This window comes from Solwaraspora sp. WMMA2080, from assembly GCF_027497395.1.
GTDB lineage: Bacteria > Actinomycetota > Actinomycetes > Mycobacteriales > Micromonosporaceae > Micromonospora_E.
Window position 1 is genome coordinate 5,398,401 of record NZ_CP114910.1, and the last position, 19,573, is coordinate 5,417,973.

General features: G+C 68.3%; 16 protein-coding genes and 1 tRNA gene. 13 read left to right on the top strand and 4 right to left on the bottom strand.

From position 1 onward, the window contains the following. Nucleotides 1–128 precede the first annotated feature (128 nt). Nucleotides 129–2,075 (top strand): FG-GAP-like repeat-containing protein, encoded by a 1,947-nt coding sequence (locus tag O7543_RS24765; RefSeq protein WP_281551681.1) that lies wholly within the window; start codon nt 129–131, stop codon nt 2,073–2,075. Here the strand turns inward: O7543_RS24765 and O7543_RS24770 are convergent, their stop codons facing one another. After that, a complete protein-coding gene (locus tag O7543_RS24770; RefSeq protein ID WP_281551680.1) occupies nt 2,076–2,318 on the bottom strand; it encodes a hypothetical protein in 243 nt (80 codons plus the stop codon). It lies immediately after the preceding gene. Next, the gene (locus O7543_RS24775) at nt 2,315–2,896 is read right to left on the bottom strand and encodes a nitroreductase family protein (RefSeq protein WP_348650040.1); all 582 of its coding nucleotides are present in this window, start codon (nt 2,894–2,896) and stop codon (nt 2,315–2,317) included. Before O7543_RS24775 ends, O7543_RS24770 begins: the two co-directional genes overlap by 4 nt. Before the next feature lie 815 nt (nt 2,897–3,711). On the opposite strand from O7543_RS24775, the gene O7543_RS24780 reads away from it, so the two are divergent. The 12 genes from O7543_RS24780 to O7543_RS24835 all read left to right on the top strand — a co-directional run bounded on the left by O7543_RS24780 (nt 3,712) and on the right by O7543_RS24835 (nt 16,433). Next, nucleotides 3,712–4,893 carry a hypothetical protein gene (locus O7543_RS24780; protein ID WP_281567269.1) on the top strand — a complete coding sequence of 394 codons (1,182 nt, stop codon included), beginning with the start codon at nt 3,712–3,714 and terminating at the stop codon, nt 4,891–4,893. A gap of 67 nt (nt 4,894–4,960) precedes the next feature. Beyond that, complete coding sequence (locus tag O7543_RS24785) at nt 4,961–5,848, top strand: class I SAM-dependent methyltransferase (protein ID WP_281551677.1); 888 nt, start codon at nt 4,961–4,963, stop codon at nt 5,846–5,848. A gap of 6 nt (nt 5,849–5,854) precedes the next feature. Beyond that, nucleotides 5,855–6,103, top strand: a complete 249-nt coding sequence (locus tag O7543_RS24790; RefSeq protein WP_281551676.1) for a hypothetical protein — start codon at nt 5,855–5,857, stop codon at nt 6,101–6,103. A gap of 26 nt (nt 6,104–6,129) precedes the next feature. Then, a complete protein-coding gene (locus O7543_RS24795; protein ID WP_281551675.1) occupies nt 6,130–7,992 on the top strand; it encodes a VCBS repeat-containing protein in 1,863 nt (620 codons plus the stop codon). Nucleotides 7,993–7,994: 2 nt separating this feature from the next. After that, nucleotides 7,995–9,434 (top strand): L-seryl-tRNA(Sec) selenium transferase, encoded by a 1,440-nt coding sequence (gene selA, locus O7543_RS24800; protein WP_281551674.1) that lies wholly within the window; start codon nt 7,995–7,997, stop codon nt 9,432–9,434. Continuing rightward, nucleotides 9,431–11,359, top strand: coding sequence for a SelB C-terminal domain-containing protein (locus tag O7543_RS24805; protein ID WP_281551673.1), 1,929 nt, complete (start codon nt 9,431–9,433; stop codon nt 11,357–11,359). The genes selA and O7543_RS24805 overlap by 4 nt, the downstream gene beginning before the upstream one ends. After that, nucleotides 11,356–12,396 carry a selenide, water dikinase SelD gene (gene selD, locus O7543_RS24810; protein WP_281551672.1) on the top strand — a complete coding sequence of 347 codons (1,041 nt, stop codon included), beginning with the start codon at nt 11,356–11,358 and terminating at the stop codon, nt 12,394–12,396. The genes O7543_RS24805 and selD overlap by 4 nt, the downstream gene beginning before the upstream one ends. A 38-nt stretch (nt 12,397–12,434) precedes the next feature. Continuing rightward, a tRNA-Sec gene (locus tag O7543_RS24815) sits at nt 12,435–12,528 on the top strand. A gap of 155 nt (nt 12,529–12,683) precedes the next feature. After that, nucleotides 12,684–13,127 (top strand): hypothetical protein, encoded by a 444-nt coding sequence (locus O7543_RS24820; RefSeq protein WP_281551671.1) that lies wholly within the window; start codon nt 12,684–12,686, stop codon nt 13,125–13,127. 163 nt (nt 13,128–13,290) lie between these two features. Further along, nucleotides 13,291–13,863 carry a nuclear transport factor 2 family protein gene (locus O7543_RS24825; protein ID WP_281551670.1) on the top strand — a complete coding sequence of 191 codons (573 nt, stop codon included), beginning with the start codon at nt 13,291–13,293 and terminating at the stop codon, nt 13,861–13,863. A 49-nt stretch (nt 13,864–13,912) separates the two neighbouring features. Beyond that, the gene (locus tag O7543_RS24830) at nt 13,913–15,400 is read left to right on the top strand and encodes a phosphoesterase (RefSeq protein ID WP_281551669.1); all 1,488 of its coding nucleotides are present in this window, start codon (nt 13,913–13,915) and stop codon (nt 15,398–15,400) included. Nucleotides 15,401–15,500: 100 nt separating this feature from the next. Further along, nucleotides 15,501–16,433: a hypothetical protein gene (locus tag O7543_RS24835; RefSeq protein WP_281551668.1), complete on the top strand. Its 933-nt coding sequence runs from the start codon at nt 15,501–15,503 to the stop codon at nt 16,431–16,433. A 103-nt stretch (nt 16,434–16,536) separates the two neighbouring features. Here the strand turns inward: O7543_RS24835 and O7543_RS24840 are convergent, their stop codons facing one another. Together O7543_RS24840 and O7543_RS24845 are read right to left on the bottom strand one after the other, a co-directional pair. Next, nucleotides 16,537–17,478, bottom strand: a complete 942-nt coding sequence (locus O7543_RS24840; RefSeq protein ID WP_281551667.1) for an AraC family transcriptional regulator — start codon at nt 17,476–17,478, stop codon at nt 16,537–16,539. A gap of 603 nt (nt 17,479–18,081) precedes the next feature. Beyond that, nucleotides 18,082–19,290, bottom strand: a complete 1,209-nt coding sequence (locus O7543_RS24845; protein WP_281551666.1) for a HEAT repeat domain-containing protein — start codon at nt 19,288–19,290, stop codon at nt 18,082–18,084. Nucleotides 19,291–19,573 lie beyond the last annotated feature (283 nt).

Here is a 19,573-nt window from a genome sequence, read left to right on the forward strand (position 1 = left end):
GGACGGCAGGGGGCAGTGCCCTACTTGCCCTCTGCCTGCTTACCGGGTGTCTCGGAGTGACGGAGACGACACCCGACGAGCCGCAGGAGTCGGCGGGGGCCAACGCAGACAGAGTCACCATGTCGGCGATGGCGGAGATTTCGGTCGGTGACGCTCCGGCCGGCCTGGAGGCCGCCGACCTCAACGACGACGGCAAGCAGGACCTCGTCGTCGTCAACTTCAACTCGAACACCGCCGCTGTGCTGCTCGGCGAGGGCAAGGGCAGATTCGCGTCGCCGGTGACCTACCGGACCGGCGACAACCCCAACGGCGTGGCGTTGGCCGACCTCGACGGCGACGGCCGCCTCGACATGGTGACCTCCAACTTCAACTCCAACGACCTGACTCTGTACTTCGGCGATGGGAAGGGCGCATTCGCTGGGGCCAAGTCACTGCCAGCCGGCGGCGGCGCGATCCGGGTGAGCGCCGCCGATCTCGACCGGGACGGTTCCGTCGACCTGGCCGTGGCCAACTATCAGGACAACGCCGTGTCGATCCTGCTCGGCGACGGCACCGGTGGGTTCGCCGAGCCGGCCAAGTATCCGGTGGGCAAGGACCCGAACCGACTCACCGTCCTCGACGTCACCGGTGACGGGGTGCTCGACATCCTTACCTCGGACATCGGCGACAAGACCATCTCGCTGCTCACCGGCACGGGCGAGGGCACCTTCGGCACGGCCAAGGCGATGCCGGCTGGCGACACCCCGTCCGGCGTCGCCGTCGGTGACTTCACCGGTGACGGCAACCTCGATCTGGCCACGGGCAACTACGGCGGTGAGACGGTGACCCTGCTCGCCGGTGACGGCAAGGGGTCTTTCGAACGGAAGCAGGAGTTCGTCGCGGCGCGTGGCCCGGGCGACGTCGTCGCCGCCGACTTCAACGGCGACCGCGCCACCGACCTCGCCGCCGTCGCTCCTGAGGCGGCCGACGTCATCGTGCTGTCGAACAGCCGCAGTGACGGAGTCTTCAGCACCGCCCAGTCCTTCTCCGCAGGCGAGGCACCCGCAGCGATCATTGCCGCGGACTTCGACGGGGACAACCTCGTCGACCTGGCGGTCAGCAACTCACTCTCCGGCAGCATCACCGTGATGCTCAACGGCACCCAGACCGCAGCGGGTGCCGACCTCGCGCCGGTCGCGCTGGTCACCAACGAGAACTCGGCCACCGTTTCACTAATCGACGCCCGGTCCTCGACTCTGCTGAAGACCATTGACATCGGCGGTGACCGCCCAGGCGGGGTGGCGCTGACCCCGGATGGCCGACGGGCGTACGTCGCGAACCTCGGTTCCGACAATGTGTCGGTGATCGACCTTCCCAGCCGTCGGTTGCTGACCACGATCGCCGTCGGCCGCCAGCCCAATGGGATCGCGGTGTCGCCCGACGGCACCCGGATACTGGTCGCCAACGAGTTCTCCGACACGGTCTCGCTGATCGACTCGGTCACGAACGCGGTGACCGCCACCATCCAGGTGGGGGAGCGCCCAGTCGACGTCGCCTTCACCCCGGACGGTCGGTATGCCTACGTGCCGACGAATATATCCTTCGAAGTCGCCACCGTGGACGTGGCGCGGGCATCCGTCGTCGCCCGTACCCGCGTCGGCGCACGTCCTGGTGGGGTGGCGGTCAGCCCGGACGGTCGCCTGGTCTACGTCACGAGCATCGCCGACGACCAGGTGACGGTAGTCGACACCGCTACCAACAAACGCGTCGCAAACATCGACGTAGGTGACTGGCCGCTGAAGGTTGCCTTCAGTCCGGACGGCCAAAACGCCTACGTGGTGACCTACAGTTCCGACGCGGTCAGCGTCGTCGACGTCGCCAGGGGCGCGGTCACCACAACGATCGAGGTCGGCATCCGTCCGTACGGGTTGGCGCTGTCGCCGGACGGCCGTCAGGCGTTCGTGACCAGCCAGAGCGGCAACTCGATCTCCGTGGTCGACTTGGAGCGAGGCGAGTCAGTGGCGACCGTGGAGGTCGGCGAACATCCGATCGGGGTGGCCTCGGTGCTGGCCCCGGTGGAAACAGTCAACGCGTAGTCAGCCGAGACCAGGTGCCCGTCGACGGCCGGATTCGTCATCGGATCCGGCCGTCGGCGGTGTCACCGGTGTCACCACCTGCCGCGTGACCAGCCCGAGCAGCGCTGCTACTGCGGCGTTCGCCGCACCGATCTGCGTCACCGTGAGTGGCACGACGTCAAACGTCGCGAGAAGGTTGAGCAGCGCCAGCACCGCCGACTGAATCAGCACCGGCTCCCGCCGCCAGATCGACCACCGCGTCATAGCGACGTCCACGCCGGTCGTCCCCACCGGCGGGCGAAGGCGATTGCCTCCGGGGCCAGTCTGGTCCCGTACTCAGCCTGGTCGTCCGGTCCGGCCGGCCCGTTGCCACCGACCACCAGGACGACGATCGGCTCGAAGCCAGCCGGCACGCCCAACTCCTGGCGCAGCCGCTGGTGGTCGAAGTCCCCGAGTTGGCGGCACTGCCAGTCCTGCGCCCGCGCTTGTACGCAGATTCGGCTCACCGCCATTCCCAGCTCGTATTCGGCGCCCAGCATCGGCACGCCCTGCTGATCAGCGGTCTGCGCCAGCGCTAGCAACAACGCGGCGGCCCCTCGCGTGTGGCTCTGGTGGGCCGGGTTCAACGCGGTGCGCAGCAGCGAGAACGTCGTGTCGCCACGACAGCCCAGCATGAACCGCCACGGTTGCCGGTTCCCACTCGACGGGGTCCAGCGCGCGGCCTCGATCAGCCTTGCGAGTTGCGCGGTGTTCAGCGTCCCCGTGGTGAATCGCTGTGCGGAGTCGGCTGGCGCGAGGAGCGGGTGTAGCCCTGTCTGATCAGGTGGACTCGTGGGTGGCATGAGCAAGGCCTCCACCGGTGCTTTGATCTATCGCTTACTGGTTTATCGCAACAGCGGCAGGCAGTGATCTCCTCCGAAATCTTGCTAATCGATGAGCGCTGCCTTAGCGCAAGTTAGAAGAAGGTTGTCCCTGGGCCAAAGGGCTAGAAATTGACCGAGCGTCAGTCATGCTCGTGCCCATCAACCGAGAGGCAAGGAGATCAGCCGTGCCGCCACCCTCGGGTGCTCATCAACCAGACTGGCAGGCCGCTATCGAACCACGCGGCGAGGGCTTCCGGCTCCGTCGGGTAGCGTCAGATCCGGCTGGTTCCGGAGACGGTGCCATCTCGCCCGATGGTGCCTTCTTCGTGGCCTCATCGAAGCGGACCGGAACCGTCAACCTCTGGATATTCGACCTACATAGCGGCCGGTGGCATCAGGCCACCCGAGGAGCAGGTGATGACATCGAGGGGCAGTGGTCCCCCGACGGTCGGCGCATTGTCTTCACTTCTACCAGGGGCGGACACAAACAGATTTGGTGGTACGAAGTCGCCACCGGTCGCATTGAGCAACTGACGTTCGGCGATCATGAGGAAGAGTATCCTTCCTTCGCGCCGGACGGCCAGCGCATCTTGTACGTCGGTGGCCCCTGGGGGCGCCGGTATTTCTACATCGTGCCCGCCGGTGGCGGTGCTCCGCGTGTCGTGGACCGGCCACCGGGTAGGGCAGGTGCTGGTTCCTGGGCGCCGGACGGCCGTTGGCTGGTGTGCCATTCCTACGACGCGGGGGCCGGAGCGATCTTCCTGCAGGACTCAGCAGGCGCCGAAGAGATCCCGGTGACCGACGGGACAGCTTGGGACTACAAGCCCACCGTCTGTCCCACCCGGCAGGTCGTCGCGTTCTCCCGCAGCAACGAGGGCCGCTCGGTCATTTGGGTGCAGCGCCTCGGCGACGGATCCGGCCGTCCCCTGGTCACCACCGGAGCGGACGACCGGTGGCCGACGTGGACCGCCGATGGCCAGAGCCTGTTCTTCCACCGGCTCATCGACGATGGTCGCGCGATCGGCATGTGGAACCGTGCCACGGGCGAGGTGCAGGAGCTCGTCGGGGCGGACGAACGGCCGCGGTACGCGTCGTTCGACCCAGCGGCGCGCCGGATCGTCTACGCCAGCGAACGTACCGGACGATCCAACATCAAGATTTTGGACCTGTCCGACCATGTGGTGACGGCTCTGCCGGTGGGAGAGGCGTCCTTTCCCGCCTGGTCGCCCGCCGGCGAGCGGATCGCGTTCTGCTCGCGCCGCGGATTGGCGCACCGCTGGCAGATCAGCACGGTGGACGTGGCGACCGGTGAGGTCCACGACTGGACATCGGGGGTGGTCGGGCTACGCCGCCTGCATGGTCCGCTGAGCTGGTCACCCGATGGCGACCGGCTGCTGTTCAAGAGTGAAACCGAACCGTTCGCCGCGAACATCTACGAACTCGACCTGCGTACCGGCGGGGTCAGTGCGGTTACCGACGACTCATGGTGGGACGAGTCTGCGGCATACACGCCGGACGGCGCCGCGGTGGTCTTCATGTCGACCCGCGGCGGCGACTGGACCTGGGGCTTTTACCGCAAAGATCTGGCGACCGGCGAAATCGAGACGCTGGCGGGGCCGGACTACGTGGAACGGAACAATCCACGGCTCACCCGCGACGGCGTCCTGTTGTCGACGCTGGTGGCCGGCACCAGCGAGGAACTGTACGAGCAGTGTCCCGACGGTACGGGGCGGGTCGTCGCGGAGGCGGGTCAAGGTGTCCGCTATCCGGTGCCGTCGGCCGACGGCCGGATGGTGCTGTTCGCCCGCACCCATCGCACGGTGGAGTACTGGCTCGCCGAAAACGTCTGGGCGGCGGATTCACCGGTCGCGGACTTGGCGCGTCCGCTGGTCGCGCGGGCTGCGGGAGGTACGCCGATCAGTGAGCAGGCACCGCTGGGGCCGGTCCGAAGCCCGGTCGACACGCGACGCAGATGACGGATGTGAATCGCTCATCCGGTCGGGTGAGCTCCGGACGAACCGCCAACCAATCTGAGGAGTGCCTGTGGAGCCGCAACTACTGCGACCCGGCCCGCCCGCCGCGACGGCGCCGTCGGACGGCGCGGACAAGAACCACATCTATGACAGTGTTACCGCGCCGATCTGGCAGTTGGCCGTCTACCAGCCGGTGCATGCCGGCTGGGAGTTCACCAACGTCGGTGGGGCGGCGTTGCTCGACCAGATCACCGAACCGCTCCGACTCGGCGCCCGCCATCGGGTTCTCGAATGCTGCTCTGGAACGGGAGCGGTCAGTCGCTACCTGAATGTGCGTCGCGGTTGTGCGGTCACCGGCGTGGAGATCAACGAGAAACAACTCGATCACGCCCGCCGGCTCGCGACCGGAAACCCGGACCTGCGGTACGTGCTGGGCGACGTCGAGCGATGGCAGCCGGACGGTGCCTACGACCTCGTGCTGGCGATCGACTCGCTGAGTCTGCTCGCCGATCCGCAGGCGGTGATGCGGACCGCCCATCGGGCGTCGTACCCGCGTGGGGTGTTCGCGATGGCCGATACCGTCGCCGGTAGCAGCATGTCCGACGAGACCCGGGGACGGGCCTGGGATCTGGACGGCATGCGGCCGCTGCCGGGACCCACCGCCACGGTGCGGATGCTGCGGTCAGCCGGGTTCGACGACGTCGAACTGACCGACTGCACGGCGATGGCGGTCGAGTGCTTCGAGCGGATCGGCACAGCTCTGGTGCGGCGTGAGGACGAGATCTCCGCCCTCGTATCGGCTGATGAGCTGCGGCACTGGCGGGACTCCAGCGAGTTCTATCTGGCCGCGTATCGAAGCCGCCAGCTCACCTACTGGCGTGGCGTGGCCCGGCACAACGACCACCGCGGCACCGTGTCCGCGTCGCGGCGCCGCGCCCGAACGACCTACGGAGGGTAAGTAACGATGGTCTTCAAACGGGAGCCAGTGATCATTCAGGCCGGACTGCTGGCCGTGTTCAACCTCCTCGGCGCGTTCGGCCTCGTGAGCTGGTCGTGCACTCAGATCACGGCGGTCAACGCGGCGATCGCGGCCGTCCTCGGGGTGATTACCCGCCAGTTGGTGACCCCGCTGCACGACCCACGTGACGCCGCCGGCCGGCCGCTCAGCCGGCGTCCGGCGGGCCCGGGTGACGGCGAACGGACCGTGGCATGAATCCACGCCGTCTGACAGCACCGGCGATGGCTGCAACCCTGCTCGCCGTACTCGGCGGGCTGAGCGCCCGTCCGGTCGCCTCCGCCGCGGAACTCGCGGCGCTCGCCGCCCCCTTCGACTTCGTGGTGACCCCGCTGAATTCGGCGCCCCCGATGGCCCACGGTGACCGGACGGTCGCTCCGGAGCTGGCACATCTGCGGTCCTGGATATCCGCCGTCGGCGCCGCCGTCGGGCTGACCGACGCCGACGGCAACGGCCGTGCCGACGACACCTGCCTGGTCGATCCGCGCGACAATTCGGTACGGGTCGCCCCGGTGCGCGGCACCGGAGATCGTTTCGCCGCCGTGCGGCTCACTCCTCCCGGAAAACCCGACCCGGCGGTCGCGCCGATGGGCTGCGTCCCGACCGACCTCACCGGGGACGGAATGACGGACTTCCTTGTCTACTACTGGGGGCGTTCCCCAGTGCTGTTTGTCCGGGCGGGAGAGGGCTACCAGGGCAGGGACCTCGTCGAGCCGGCCCAGCACTGGAACACCACCGCGACCGTGATCGCCGACATCGACGGCGACGGCAACCTGGACGTCCTGGTCGGCAACTACTTTCCAGACGGTGCGCGGATCCTGGACAGGCGAGCCGACGACGACCAGCGGATCCAGATGCAGGCCGGGATGGCCCGGGCCGGCAACGCCGGAATCAACCGGTTGCTGCTGTCCCGCCCCGGCGGACCTGGCCGCCCGCCTGTGTTTGTCGACGCCAGCACGGCGTTGCCGGACCGGTCGGCACGATCCTGGACGCTCGCGTTCGGGCTGCAGGACCTTACCGGGGACCTGCTACCTGAGATCTACGTGGCCAACGACTTCGGCCCCGACGATCTGCTGGTCAATCGGTCTACTCCGGGACGTCCGGTGTTCGAACGGGTCGAGGGGCGCAGGGATGCCACCACGCCGAAGTCGAAGGTGCTCGGCCACGACTCGTTCAAAGGCATGGGCGTGGCGTTCACCTATCGCGGCGGGCAACCGCTGCCGACCGTTCTGGTCAGCAACATCACCACTGCCTGGGGGCTGCAGGAGAGCAACTTCGCGTTCGTGCCGGAGGGATCCGGCGAGGATCTGCTACAGGGGCGGGTCCCGTACCGTGATCGAAGCGAGCAACTCGGGCTTTCTCGCAGCGGTTGGGCCTGGGACATCAAGGCCGTTGATTTCGATGCGGACGGTGCGGACGAAATCCTGCAGGCGACTGGCTACCTGCAGGGCGACCGGTGGCGCTGGCCCGAGTTACAGGAACTTGCGATGGCCAACGACCAGGTGCTCGCCCACCCCTGGGCATGGCCTAACTTCCAGCCCGGCGACGACCTGTCCGGCCATCAGCACAACCCGCTGTGGACCTACGCCGCCGACCTTTCGCCGCCCCGCTACGTCGACCTCGCGCCACGGCTCGGGCTGGGCTCACCGTGGGTGAGCAGAGGCATCGCGATCGGCGACATCGATGGTGACGGCCGGCCGGACGCGGTGATCGCCAACCAGTGGCAGGACTCCGTCGTGCTGCTCAACCGGAGCCGTACGGCATGGCCGCACACCACCATTCGCCTGCTGCGGCCCGGTCCGCGCACCGGGGCGACACCGGCGATCGGAGCACAGGTGCGAGCCGTCACACCCGGTGGCGCGCAGTTGTATGCCGAGTTGCAGCCGAGCAACGGGCACGCGGGATCGTCCGCACCGGAGTTGTTCTTCGGCACGGGCAGCGGAGCTGACACGGCCTTCGCCCTGAAGTGGCGTACGTCCGGCGGTGTTCGCCGGGCCGCAGAGATCCGGTTGTCACCGGGCATTCACACCCTGCTCCTCGATGACGACGGCACGGTCCGGTCGATAGACGACGACAAGGGACGATGAACATGATCAAGACGACCGGCATCGCGACGACCACCATCGAACCGTTCGCCGACGCCGACGAGGCCGCCGCCAGCGCCGACGCTGACCCGGCGGCGGCCCGCCGCCGGATCATCCGTACCGATCGGGCCCTCACCGACCCGAGGCTGGCTGCGGCCGTCCGTCGGCACGGCCGCCCGGCGGTACGCCAGGCGCTGCGCGACGCGCAACAGGAGGCGCGGCGCGGCGCGATCTCCCCGGACCAGGTCGTCCGACACACCGCCGATCTCGTCGATCGGCGCGCCGAAGGCGTCCGTTCGGTGATCAACGCGACCGGGGTGCTGTTGCACACCAATCTCGGCCGTGCTGTGTTGTCCGCGCCGGCCCGCCGGGCGCTTGAACGGGCCGCGGGCTGCATCGACATCGAGTACGACCTCGAGAGCGGCCGGCGGGACCGACGCGGTAGGGCCGCGCTGGAGGCGTTGGCCGCGGCCGTACCGGCTGCCGGTGCGGTACACGTCGTGAACAACAACGCGGCCGCACTGATCCTGGCCTCGGCAGCCCTGGCCAGCGGTCGCGAGGTCGTCATCAGCCGTGGCGAGATGGTGGAGATCGGTGCGGGCTTCCGGCTGACCGATCTGGTCGCCGCCGCCGGTGCCCGGCTTGTCGAGGTCGGCACCACCAACCGCACCTCGCTGGCCGACTACGCGGCCGCGGTGTGGTCGGGGACCGGATTCATCCTCAAGGTTCACCCGTCCAACTACCGGATCGACGGCTTCACCTCCCAGGTCGATGTGGGCGCGTTGGCCGGGCTCGGCGCACCGGTGGTGGTCGACATCGGCTCCGGGTTGCTGGGGCCGGAGCAGGTGCTGCCGGACGAGCCGGATGCGGACACCGCGCTGCGCGCCGGCGCGGCCCTGGTGACGGCGAGCGGCGACAAGTTGCTCGGTGGCCCGCAGGCCGGCCTGTTGCTGGGCCATCGCGAGGTGATCGCCGAGCTGCGGCGCCATCCGATGGCCCGGGCGGTACGGGTCGACAAGCTGACCCTCGCCGCCTTGGAGGCCACCGTCCGCTGTCCACCCACCCCGACCCAGCAGGCACTGCGCACGACTGTCGACGAGCTGCGGGCCCGGGCCGAGACGATCGTCGGCCGACTCACCGCAGCCGATGTGCCGGCGGCCGTGACGGACACGACAGCCGCCATCGGGGGTGGTGGAGCGCCGGGGGTACGGCTGCCGAGCTGCGCGATCAGCGTGCCACAGCACCTGTCCCGGCCGCTGCGGCGACAGCCGATCGCGGTCGTCGGCCGGGTACGCGACGGCCGACTGCTGCTCGACATGCGTTCTGTGCCAGCGGAGCTGGACGAAGTCGTGACGGCGGCGGTACTGCGGGCGGCCACGTCACCCGCTGGCCAGTCGCCGGACGAACCAGGCCGGCCCACACCCATGGCGGTCGAGCGGCGATGAGCCACGTCGTCGCCACTGCCGGTCACGTCAACCACGGCAAGTCCAGCCTGCTCCGGGCACTGACCACAATGTCGACCGACCGCCGACCGGTCGAGCGCGATACGGGTCGGACCGTGGACCTGGGGCACGTCTGGACCCACCTCGACGACGGTCGGGAGGTCAGCTTCGTCGACGTGCCGGGACACCGGCGGTTCCTCGCGAACACCTTGGCCGGGGTGGGTACCAGTCCGGTCGTCATGTTTGTGGTGGCCGCCGACGAGGGCTGGCAGCCACAGTCGTCCGAGCACCTGGCGGTGCTTGCCGCGTTGAACGTGCGGTACGGCGTTTTGGTCACGACCAAGTGCGATCGCGCGACACCGCAGTGGGCGCAGGCCGACGCGGGTCGGCGGTTGGCCGCCGCAGGCCTGCCGAACTGGCCGGCGGTGGCGGTGAGCGCTCGCACCGGTGCCGGCTTGGCCGCCCTGCGGGAGGTGCTGACCAAGGTGCTGCGGCAGGTGCCGCAGCCGGACCGGGCAGCTCCGGTCCGGCTGTGGCTGGATCGGACGTTCACGGCGGCGGGCACCGGCACTGTGGTGACTGGCACCTTGCCGGCCGGGACGGTGCGGGTCGGGGACCGGATGAAGCTGGGGCCTGACCGTCGACCGGTGGTGATCCGGGAGGTACAACGGTGCGGCAGCGCGGTGCAGGCGGCACACGGCGTCAGCCGCGTGGGTCTGGCGCTGCGCGGGCTGCCGGCCGGCGTCGCCACCCGAGGCTGGGCGCTGGTAAGTCCAGGGCACTGTTGGATGTCCACCTGTGTGGACGGGTGGCTCGACCGGCCCGGCGGCGTGGACGGCCCGGCGCCTGAGCAGGTGGACCGCCCGCTCGGTGGTCGGCCGCGCCGGCGACACCTGCCGGCGTCGCTGCGGCTGCACCTGGGTAGCGCTGTCACGATCGCCCGGGTCCGGGTGCTCGACTCTGACGGCGAGTCGCTGGCCGTCCGACTCGACCTCGATCAGCGAATGCCGTTGCTGGTTGGTGACCAGGCGGTCCTGGTCGACCCGGGGGCGGCCGGTGAACGGATCGTCGGACAGCTGACCGTCGTCGACGTCGATCCACCGCCGTTGGGTAGGCGGGGTGCCGCCGCCGCTCGCGCCTCGGCGCTGCGGGACGTGACGACGGTGCCCCGCGACACCTGGCCGCTACGGCTGCGGAAACTGATCACCGTGGCGCAGTCACGGGCCATGACGGGGGCAGCGCCGCCGACCGACGCCCTGAGCGTCGGTGGCTGGCTGCTCGATCGGGCGCACCGGGACCGCCTGCACGCCAGGCTGGTACAGCTGGTAAGCGGTGCCGGCCGGGACGGACCCGCCGAACAACCGGTTCCTACCGGGCGCGTCGACCACCCGGCCGACCGGGATGGCTCGATGCCGGTGCCCGGTGTGCCGGCCGGCCAGGCCAGATCAGTGCTCGGGCTGCCCGATTCCCGGCTGCTCGGACTGCTGCTGGCACCCGGGTTGGCCCTCGCCGGAGATCTGGTCGTCCCAGCAGACCAGCAGCGGCGGATGTCCCCACGGGTGGCGACCGCGCTGGACCGGCTGCGTGCCGCACTGAGCAAAGGATCCGGCTTCGAAGCTCCCGACGCCGACGGGCTTCGGCGGCTCGGATTCGACCCATCGGTGCTGGCGGCGGCCCGCCGTACCGGTCAGGTGCTGGTGCTGGGGCCCGCCGTGGTGCTGCCGGTCGAGGCGGAACGGGCCGCCGTCGAGGTCCTTGCCCGACTCGCGCAGCCATTCACGGTCGCGCAGGCCCGCGTCGCCCTGGGTACCACGCGTAGAGTGGCCGTGCCGCTACTGGAACATCTGGATCATCGCGGTTGGACGGTCCGATGCGCGGACGGGGGCGCCCGACGGCTGAGTCCGAGAGCGAAGACAGGAGTCGAATGATGCCCGGGTCCACCCCGCAAGCCGACCCGCCGATCGGGCCGATCCGGCTCACCCAGTATTCACGTGGTGGCGGCTGCGCCTGCAAGATCCCGGCCGGCGAGCTGGAACGGCTGGTCGCAGACCTCACATTGACGCCCTCCGGGCAGCCGCTCGTACCCGCCGGCCGGTTGCTCGTCGGTCTGGACACCGGCGACGACGCCGCCGTGATCGAGGGCCCCGGAGGTACCGCGTTGATCAGCACGGCCGACTTCTTCGGTCCGGTTGTCGACGACGCCTACGACTGGGGGCGGATCGCGGCGGCGAACGCGTTGTCCGATGTATACGCGATGGGTGGGCGGCCGGTTCTCGCGATCAACCTGCTCGGCTGGCCTCGCGAGCGGCTGCCGATGGAGTTGGCCCGGGCGGTACTCCAGGGCGGTGCCGATGTCGCGGCTCAGGCCGGATGCGCTGTGGCCGGCGGGCACAGCATCGACGACCCGGAGCCCCGCTACGGCATGGCGGTGACCGGACTGGCTGACCCCGGCCGGCTGCTGCGTAACGATCAGGGCTTGGCCGGCCTGCCACTGAGTCTGACCAAACCGCTCGGCGTCGGGGTGCTCAACGCCCGGCACAAGGCGACCGGTGAGCGCTTTCCACACGCGATCGCCGAGATGGTGCGGCTCAACCGGGACGCAGCCGAATCAGCGGTCCGGGCGGGCGTGCGGTGCGCCACCGACGTCACCGGTTTCGGACTGCTCGGCCATCTGGTCAAGCTGGCTCGGGCGAGCAGAGTGGGCGCCGTCATCGACGCGTCAGCGGTGCCCTACCTGGCGGGCGCCCGGCAGGCGGTGCGGGACGGCTATGTGTCCGGCGGCACCCGACGCAACCTGGAATGGGTACGTCCGTGGGTCGATTTCGCCGGGGTGGACGAGGAGACCGCGTTGCTGCTGGCCGACGCGCAGACTTCCGGTGGTCTGCTTGTCGCCGGTGAGGTCCCGGGCGCACCGGTGATCGGCGAACTGGTGCCATCGGGAGGCACCTTGGTAAAGATCCGCTGACCCCACACCAATCTCACCAGTCACGGGATCCGTCCCGGGGAGGTGTACGGGCGCCTGGTGACGCTCCGCGGTCTTCAAAACCGATGTGACCGGGTATCCCGGTCAGGCGGGTTCGATTCCCGTCCACCTCCGCTATCGTACGCAACCGTAGAGAGGGCGCACGCTTTTTCGTTGCATAGAAATGATCTCAGGTTCGCCGCCTGAGGAGGACATCAAATGCAACGAACTTCATTGGCCGATCGGGTCGAACGGCGGCCCTGGTCGCAGCCCGGTCGATGTGGCTGGCCATGGACGTGACGAGCCTGGTCGCCTCGGCCGCAGCTGTCATCACCGCGTTGCTCAGCTACCTGGGCGGGCGCCAGATGGCTCATCTGGCGCATCGACGTGAGGTCGCGCGGCTCGCCCGACTTGTCCGCAACGACACCGCCGCCGCCGAGCAGGCCGCAGCCCAGGCCGATGAACGGGCCCGGGGTGCGGTGCTGGCCGAGCGCAACGAGCTGCTGGCGAGGTGGCGGGTGACGTTGGACGAGGCGCGAGAGGAACGCCGCCGGCTCGTCGAGGAGCATCGTGTTGAGACCGCGCGACTACGGCAGGAACACCGCGACGAGCTGGCCGGGTACCGGGAGAGCGCCCAGGCGGTCATCGCGGATCTGCGCGTACAGAATCGCGCACTGCGTGATCAGCTCAACGCCGAATACGCGAGACGCTACGGCCGGACGACGCACGACTGAGGTGGGCCGCAATCGCAAGAGTAGAGAAGAACGGCCCGGTCCCTGGCAATGAAAATAGAGGCAGCCGGGTGATGCGGATCCGAAACAACGACCCGCGACCGGTGGACGCAGTGAACGCTGTGCCGGTAGACGACCGTGCACACCAAGAAAGGACAACCCGCACATGACAGAGATCCAGGATTTCGGACGGCAGCTCGGGGGATTCCTCGGGGGTGTCTTCGGTAACGCGGCAGGTGGCGCCGGTTCGATCTTCCAGCCGGACCCGCAGGCCGAGATCGAGGTGCGCAAGCTCCTCGCCGACCTGCAGAAGGCGTTCGCCGAAGGGGACATCGAGACGATCCTGGCCAGCCTCGCCGACGACTTCACCACCTACGAACTGGGTGCCACCGACGGCTCTCCGTTGGAGATCACCGACCCGGGCGTGATGCGTGAGTACCTGACCACGCTCTTCCCCAGTGCGGGCGAGACCCAGAACAAGTCGATCAGCGCCACCCGGGTGGTGGCCACCGCGAACATGGGTTTCACCCTGGAGGGTGGAGACGTCGTGATCGCCCGCGCCGACGGGACCTTCGAGCACCAGCCACTCAACGCGACCGCGGTGGCGGTGCGTACCGCCGATGGCTGGAAGTGGCTGCACTGGCACATGTCCGAGGCGGGGTCCCGGTTCCGGGTGAACGCCAACGGCGTCCGTGTCGACCTGGCCACCGGAGCTCCGTTGCCCGGACCGACTGACTGAGCCCAGCTCCCCGGCCATCGCCGGCTGTCCGTCCAGGAGGACATTCACCATGGACCAGAACGTCGTCGGGCAGCAGGCCCCGACGGTCGAACACAACAACAACGGTGAGGAAAACACCTACCCGAACTATGTGGCGTGCTTCCATAAGGGCCTGCCGCACGACGACGATGGCGAGGTCGACCCGAACGCGTACCGCCAACTGCTGCGGGCGCTAGCCAGTCGGTCGCCGGAGAGCTTCGAGCGCGTCCCGATGGGCACCGTGGACGGCGTACGGCTGACAAACCCCCTCGCCGGGCTGGCCCGGCACGCCTCCGGCACGCCCAGCGATCGGTTCAGGCTCCGACCGGCACCCCGGTTGGACGGTGCCGAGCATTCTGCGGAAATGGTGGAACTGTACTGGATGGCGCTTTGTCGCGACGTGCCTTTCGCCGAGTTCGGCTCGGACCCGACGGTGGCTGAGGCTGCGGCTGAGCTCGGCGCGCTCAGCGACTACCGGGCTCCCCGCTCGGACGGATCGGTCACCGCGGCCACCGTCTTCCGTGGCGACACCCCGGGCGACCTGGCCGGGCCGTACCTGTCTCAGTTCCTGCTGCGTGATCTGCAGTTCGGCACGTTCCGTACGCAGCAGCGTCAGGACACGGTGCGTCCCGGCCAGGACTACATGACAACCTGGAACACCTGGTTGAAGATCCAACGCGGATTCAGCCGAGGCCTCGGGCCGCAGGACCGGGATCGCAACCGCACGCGGTATCTCGCAACCCCCCGCGACCTGGCCCACTACGTGCACTTCGACGCCACCCAGAGCCCATTTCAGCCATACCTTCACGCGGCGCTGATCCTGCAGGACCTGGACATGCCGCTGGACGCCAACCTGCCGTACCAGTGGTCGATCAACCAGCTCGGGTTCGGGACCTTCGGTTGGCCGCATCTGTACGACCTGGTGACCGGATCGACCGCCCGCGCGTTGCGGACCGTATGGTTCCAGAAGTGGTGGGTCCACCGGCGGCTGCGTCCCGAAGCGTCTGCCGGGTTGGTACACAAGCACCTCTCCGGGCGTCGCCGATACGACTTCCTCCACCATGAGGTGCTCGAATCGGAGGCGGCCCGGCGCAGCTTCGCTCGCAACGGAAGCTACCTGCTACCGCAGGCATATCCGGAGGGTTCGCCCACCCATCCGTCGTACGGTGCCGGACACGCGGCGGTGGCCGGTGCCGGCGCGACGCTGCTGAAGGCGTGGTTCGACGAGACCGCGGTGATTCCGAATCCGGTCGAGGTGAGCCCGGACGGCACCACCCTGATTCCCTACCTGGGCTCGGATGCCGCACGGATGACCGTCGGCGGGGAGCTCGACAAGCTCGCGGCGAATATCGCGATCGGTCGCAACATTGCCGGTGTGCACTACCGCAGCGACTACGCCGCCTCGCTCGAACTCGGCGAACAGGTCGCCATCGACATGTTGCGTAGTCAGCGGGGGTGGTTCGAGGAGAACTATTCGCTGACCCTGACTCGATTCAACGGGCAGTCCGTGACCATCTGACCGGATTGCCGCGGGTGTCCCGCCGGCGGGCTGACCACAGCCACCGGCGGGACACCCCCCTGTCCGCGAGACATCTGATCGACCTCCGAGGAGAAGCGCCATGCCGACCTATCCACCTGTCGGAGTCGAGCCCGCACCGACTCCGGCCGTGACGTCGACCGTCGCCGACCGACGCACTCCGGCGCTGCGCCGGTTCGCGGTCTCCATCACGGTCCTCACCGTGGCGGGGCACTGGTTCCTGGGATTCGAACAGGCACCGATCGTTCCGCTCGTCGTGGTCGGCTACGCGTACCTGTTGGACCTCGCGTTCGAGTGGTCGACCTCGTGGGCGCAGCGTCGGCGTCCGGGATTCGCGGGAGGCTGGCGTCGTCTGGTCGACCATCTGCTGCCCACCCACATCAGCGCGCTCGCCTGCGCGATGTTGCTGTACGCGAACTCGTCGCCATGGCCGTACCTGTTCGCGATCACCGCGGCGGTGTCCAGCCGCTACCTGATCCGGATTCGAATCGACGGACGGCACCGGCACGTGCTGAACCCGTCGAACGCCGGCATCACACTGACCCTGCTGCTGTTCTCCTGGGTGAGTATCGCGCCGCCGTACCAGTTCACCGCGGACATCGGAGGGGCGCTCGACTGGCTGGTGCCGGCGGCTGTGCTAATGGCGGGCACGGTGATCAACGCAAAGTTGACCGGTCGGATGCCGCTGATCGTCGGTTGGCTCGCCGGGTTCGCCGGGCAGGCCGTGGCGCGATGGCTCCTCGCCGATCACGCGTTGCCGGCGGCCTTGATGCCGATGTCCGGCCTGGCGTTCATTCTGTTCACCAACTACATGATCACCGATCCGGGCACGACACCGCACCGGCCCGTCAACCAGGTCCTGTTCGGAGTGACGACCGCGATGGTCTACGGCTTGCTCGTTCTGTCACACGTGTCGTACGGGCTGTTCCTGGCGCTGACCATCGTGTGTGTGATGCGGGGGGCGTTGTTGGCCGGCTTGGGCCTGCGACGACGGGTGCCGGTGGTCCGCCCCTAGGTCTCGACCGACCATCGGGGATGGTAGCTGCCAGCGTCATCGGGGCAGGGCAGGCTCGCACCGAGCCGGCCCTGCCCCGTGTCCTCGGATCGTCGTACGCGGCTCAGGCCGGGGTGCCGGCGCTCGCACAGCCGGTCGAGCACCCGCCGGCGTCTACGCTGCCCGGTGCCGCCCGGTCCAGGACGAGCCGGAGCAGCGCGGGGGTCAACTCCACGGGCGGATCGATCGGCCGCGGCCGTCTCAGGGCGATCTGAAAGGCCCGAACCGAGCCGCCGTCTCTAATCACAATCGGACTCCCGGACAGCCCGATGAAGTCTGCGGGTACCGCCGGCCGGGCTAGCACGTCGGTCAGCCGCGCGCCAGGGTGGAAGCCCAGCGCCACCGCCTGATAGGTGCCGTCGGGCATCGGCGCGATCCGGGTGAGGCGGTTCGTCCGCAGCACGCTGTATCCGACGGGTGTGTCAGCGTCAGTTTCGGCGTCGGATCGGAACATGGCCAGCACCGCGCAACCGCCCTCTGCCGGGCCGCCGGTCACCGTGCCGACCGGGCCAGGGGCGGTGAGCCCGTTGTCGAGGTGGGTGACGAGATCGATGAGCCGGACTCTGCCGAACGAGGCGAGGGCCACCCGGAAGCGGCGCGGCGACATACCAGTGAGTTTGCTGAATTGACCGATGAAGGTGCCAAGGCTGGAATATCCCACCTCGATGCAGATCTCGGTTACGCTCAGGTCCGTTGTCAACAGCAGCCGCCGAGCCTCGGCCATTCTGAGTGCGGCCAGGAAACGGGCCGGAGTAGTGGACGTCAGGTAACGAAAAACGCGGTGGAAATGAAATGGGCTCAGTAGCGCGGCCTGGGCGATGTCGGATAGGCGCTGCGGCTCGGAGAGGTTCTCGGTCATGTACGCGACGGCGCGTGCGACCGAATCGATCCGGGCGCTGTCGGTTGGGCTGCCGAGGCAAGCTGTCACGGCGGTGCATGCGGCGATTTGAGTGCAGCCCATGCAATTTGCTCCCTGTTTTACCGACGAGACCGTGGCGATTGTCATGAATGTGCCTCCTCTTTTTCCGGGCAGGGCCTGGGCGATGGCGTGGTTGCTCGTTTCATCGCCTGCTCTGCGTCCGGACCTGGCCACCGGTCGCCTCATGGTTGAGGTCGGGGCGAGGGTCTCGAGGCTTGCCTGGCCGGAGCAAGCCATACGGATCGGTCGTCGCCTGACCGGGTGGGCTGAGTTGGATGTCAGTCAACACCGCGCCTAGCCCTCGTAATAGATGGAATCTTGCTAATGGCTACTGCTGTGCAAGCGAATCAGAAGGTGTCGAGGCATCGACTCCCGTGGTGGTCGTGAACCCGCGGGGTGGGGATGTTCGGCTGGGCCGGGTGCCTGCGCGCAAGCTTCATCGAGTTCCCGTCGACAGTTGATATTCGCAGGTCACGCCGCTCCTGTCGGTTGAAAGTCGGGTAACTCCCGAGGAGTGGGCCCGCTTTCGACCGGTGGCAGTCCGTGTCAATACTGGCGATAAGGACCAACATGCTGATAGTTCCCCCGAGGTGGTTTATTCGGGTATCGGCTTGGGTGCAACCGCGTGGTGCCCGACGACAGGAACCGGGGCGGGCGACGTCGCCCGCCCCGGTCGTGGGGAAATCCTGGTCAGTTCATCCAGTTGGTACGCGGGCAGAACTGCACGCCTTCGATGTCGGCGACACCGTCCTGGTCGGAGTCCACGTCACCGTCACGGGTCGAGTAGATGTCGAGCGAGTTCGCGTCGATGGCGCCGTCGCCGTTCCAGTCGACCAGCTTGCCCTTGAAGGTTCCGACGATGAAGGCATTGGCCAGCGGCCCGCTCGGGGTGTCCAACGTTCCCAGGATGCTGTTGCCGGGGAACAGGACATCCTCCAGCGAGCTGCCCCGCATCGTGTCGAAGTTGAGGTAGCCCCAGGTGTGCACTCGCCCGCGGACGTAGCGGATCGCCGGCTCGCCCTTGATCAGCATGTTCGGGTCCAGCGTCCATTCACCGGAGCGCTTGGCCGCGACCATCTCGTTGCGGTGACCCAGCGAGTCGTCGTCGGCCCGTCCGGAGAGGAAGACCGGACGCAGCCCTCGCGATTCGAAGTAGAAGCTGCCACGACCGGCGTTGGCGTGGTTGGTCAGGCCGCGGAACACGAAGTTCTCGGTGTGCGGCGAACCGTCCTCATGCAGGCCGTCGAGGGTCTTGCTGATGATCAGCTTCTGGTTCCGGGTGTCGACGTTCGGGCATGCGTGCGCCTGCCCGTAGCTGCGTGCCAGGCCCTGCGGCGAGAGAGTGATCTTGCCCCAGTTGCGGCCGCTTTCGTCCAACGCGACGTAGACGTCGCAGTGGATGTTCAGCAGGATGGTTTCGTCGAACGTCCGACTCGAGTCGTAGGTGAACGACCGGTTGTCGAACGACGGCAGGCCGGTGCGCAGTTCCGAACCGAACAGCCGGGCCCACTCGCCGACATCCGGGTCGTCGTCGTTGGCGTGCCGGTCCAGCACGCGCAGCGCATCGGTGCCGCCGATCTTCTCCAGGGCCCAGAGCGCGTTCCACCGGACCTGCCGGTCGGAGTCGTTGGCGACCGCCTCGGCGAGCAGGTCGACGGCACCGCTGAGCCGCCGGTCCATCGCCTGGTACAGCGACTGCTCCCGGATCATCGGGTCCCGGTGGTGCAGGGCCTCGTACTCGACCTGCTCGTCAGTGCGAGCGTCGAGCCGGACCGCGCCGCGCTCCAGCATGTCGCCGAACTCGCTGTTGAGTAGCGCGGGATCGCCCTCGAGGTAGTGCTCCCACTCCGGAGCGCTTCCAGCGCCGCCGGTGGTGGCGCTGACCGATTGAAGCGTCATTCTCACATCACCCTTTCTCTGGTGTGGCTGTCGTGGTGCCGGACCTATTCAGATGGCGGCGCGTTTCGGAAGCAGAAACTGATCGTTCGCTTACCGCCCTCGAGAACCGCGTCGAGCTGCGTGAGCGGTTCCGACTAAGTGGTTGACGTGACTTGTGCGCGCCGGTGGAGTCGAGGCACTCCGATGCGGGGAGGTCTCGCCGGTCGCTGCTTCGCCGACCGGTGCACCGGTTGCGCGCTGACACCAGATTTCGCCATCGCCGTGCTGGCCGTCCAGTACTGGA

Bases quoted from the DNA above. Each gene is read 5' to 3' on its own strand.
- O7543_RS24765 (WP_281551681.1), top strand. From the start codon at position 129: ATGGCGGAGATTTCGGTCGGTGACGCTCCGGCCGGCCTGGAGGCCGCC.
- O7543_RS24770 (WP_281551680.1), bottom strand. From the start codon at position 2,318: ATGACGCGGTGGTCGATCTGGCGGCGGGAGCCGGTGCTGATTCAGTCG.
- O7543_RS24775 (WP_348650040.1), bottom strand. From the start codon at position 2,896: ATGCCACCCACGAGTCCACCTGATCAGACAGGGCTACACCCGCTCCTC.
- O7543_RS24790 (WP_281551676.1), top strand. From the start codon at position 5,855: ATGGTCTTCAAACGGGAGCCAGTGATCATTCAGGCCGGACTGCTGGCC.
- O7543_RS24795 (WP_281551675.1), top strand. From the start codon at position 6,130: ATGGCTGCAACCCTGCTCGCCGTACTCGGCGGGCTGAGCGCCCGTCCG.
- selA (WP_281551674.1), top strand. From the start codon at position 7,995: ATGATCAAGACGACCGGCATCGCGACGACCACCATCGAACCGTTCGCC.
- O7543_RS24805 (WP_281551673.1), top strand. From the start codon at position 9,431: ATGAGCCACGTCGTCGCCACTGCCGGTCACGTCAACCACGGCAAGTCC.
- selD (WP_281551672.1), top strand. From the start codon at position 11,356: ATGATGCCCGGGTCCACCCCGCAAGCCGACCCGCCGATCGGGCCGATC.
- O7543_RS24820 (WP_281551671.1), top strand. From the start codon at position 12,684: ATGGACGTGACGAGCCTGGTCGCCTCGGCCGCAGCTGTCATCACCGCG.
- O7543_RS24825 (WP_281551670.1), top strand. From the start codon at position 13,291: ATGACAGAGATCCAGGATTTCGGACGGCAGCTCGGGGGATTCCTCGGG.
- O7543_RS24830 (WP_281551669.1), top strand. From the start codon at position 13,913: ATGGACCAGAACGTCGTCGGGCAGCAGGCCCCGACGGTCGAACACAAC.
- O7543_RS24835 (WP_281551668.1), top strand. From the start codon at position 15,501: ATGCCGACCTATCCACCTGTCGGAGTCGAGCCCGCACCGACTCCGGCC.
- O7543_RS24840 (WP_281551667.1), bottom strand. From the start codon at position 17,478: ATGACAATCGCCACGGTCTCGTCGGTAAAACAGGGAGCAAATTGCATG.
- O7543_RS24845 (WP_281551666.1), bottom strand. From the start codon at position 19,290: ATGACGCTTCAATCGGTCAGCGCCACCACCGGCGGCGCTGGAAGCGCT.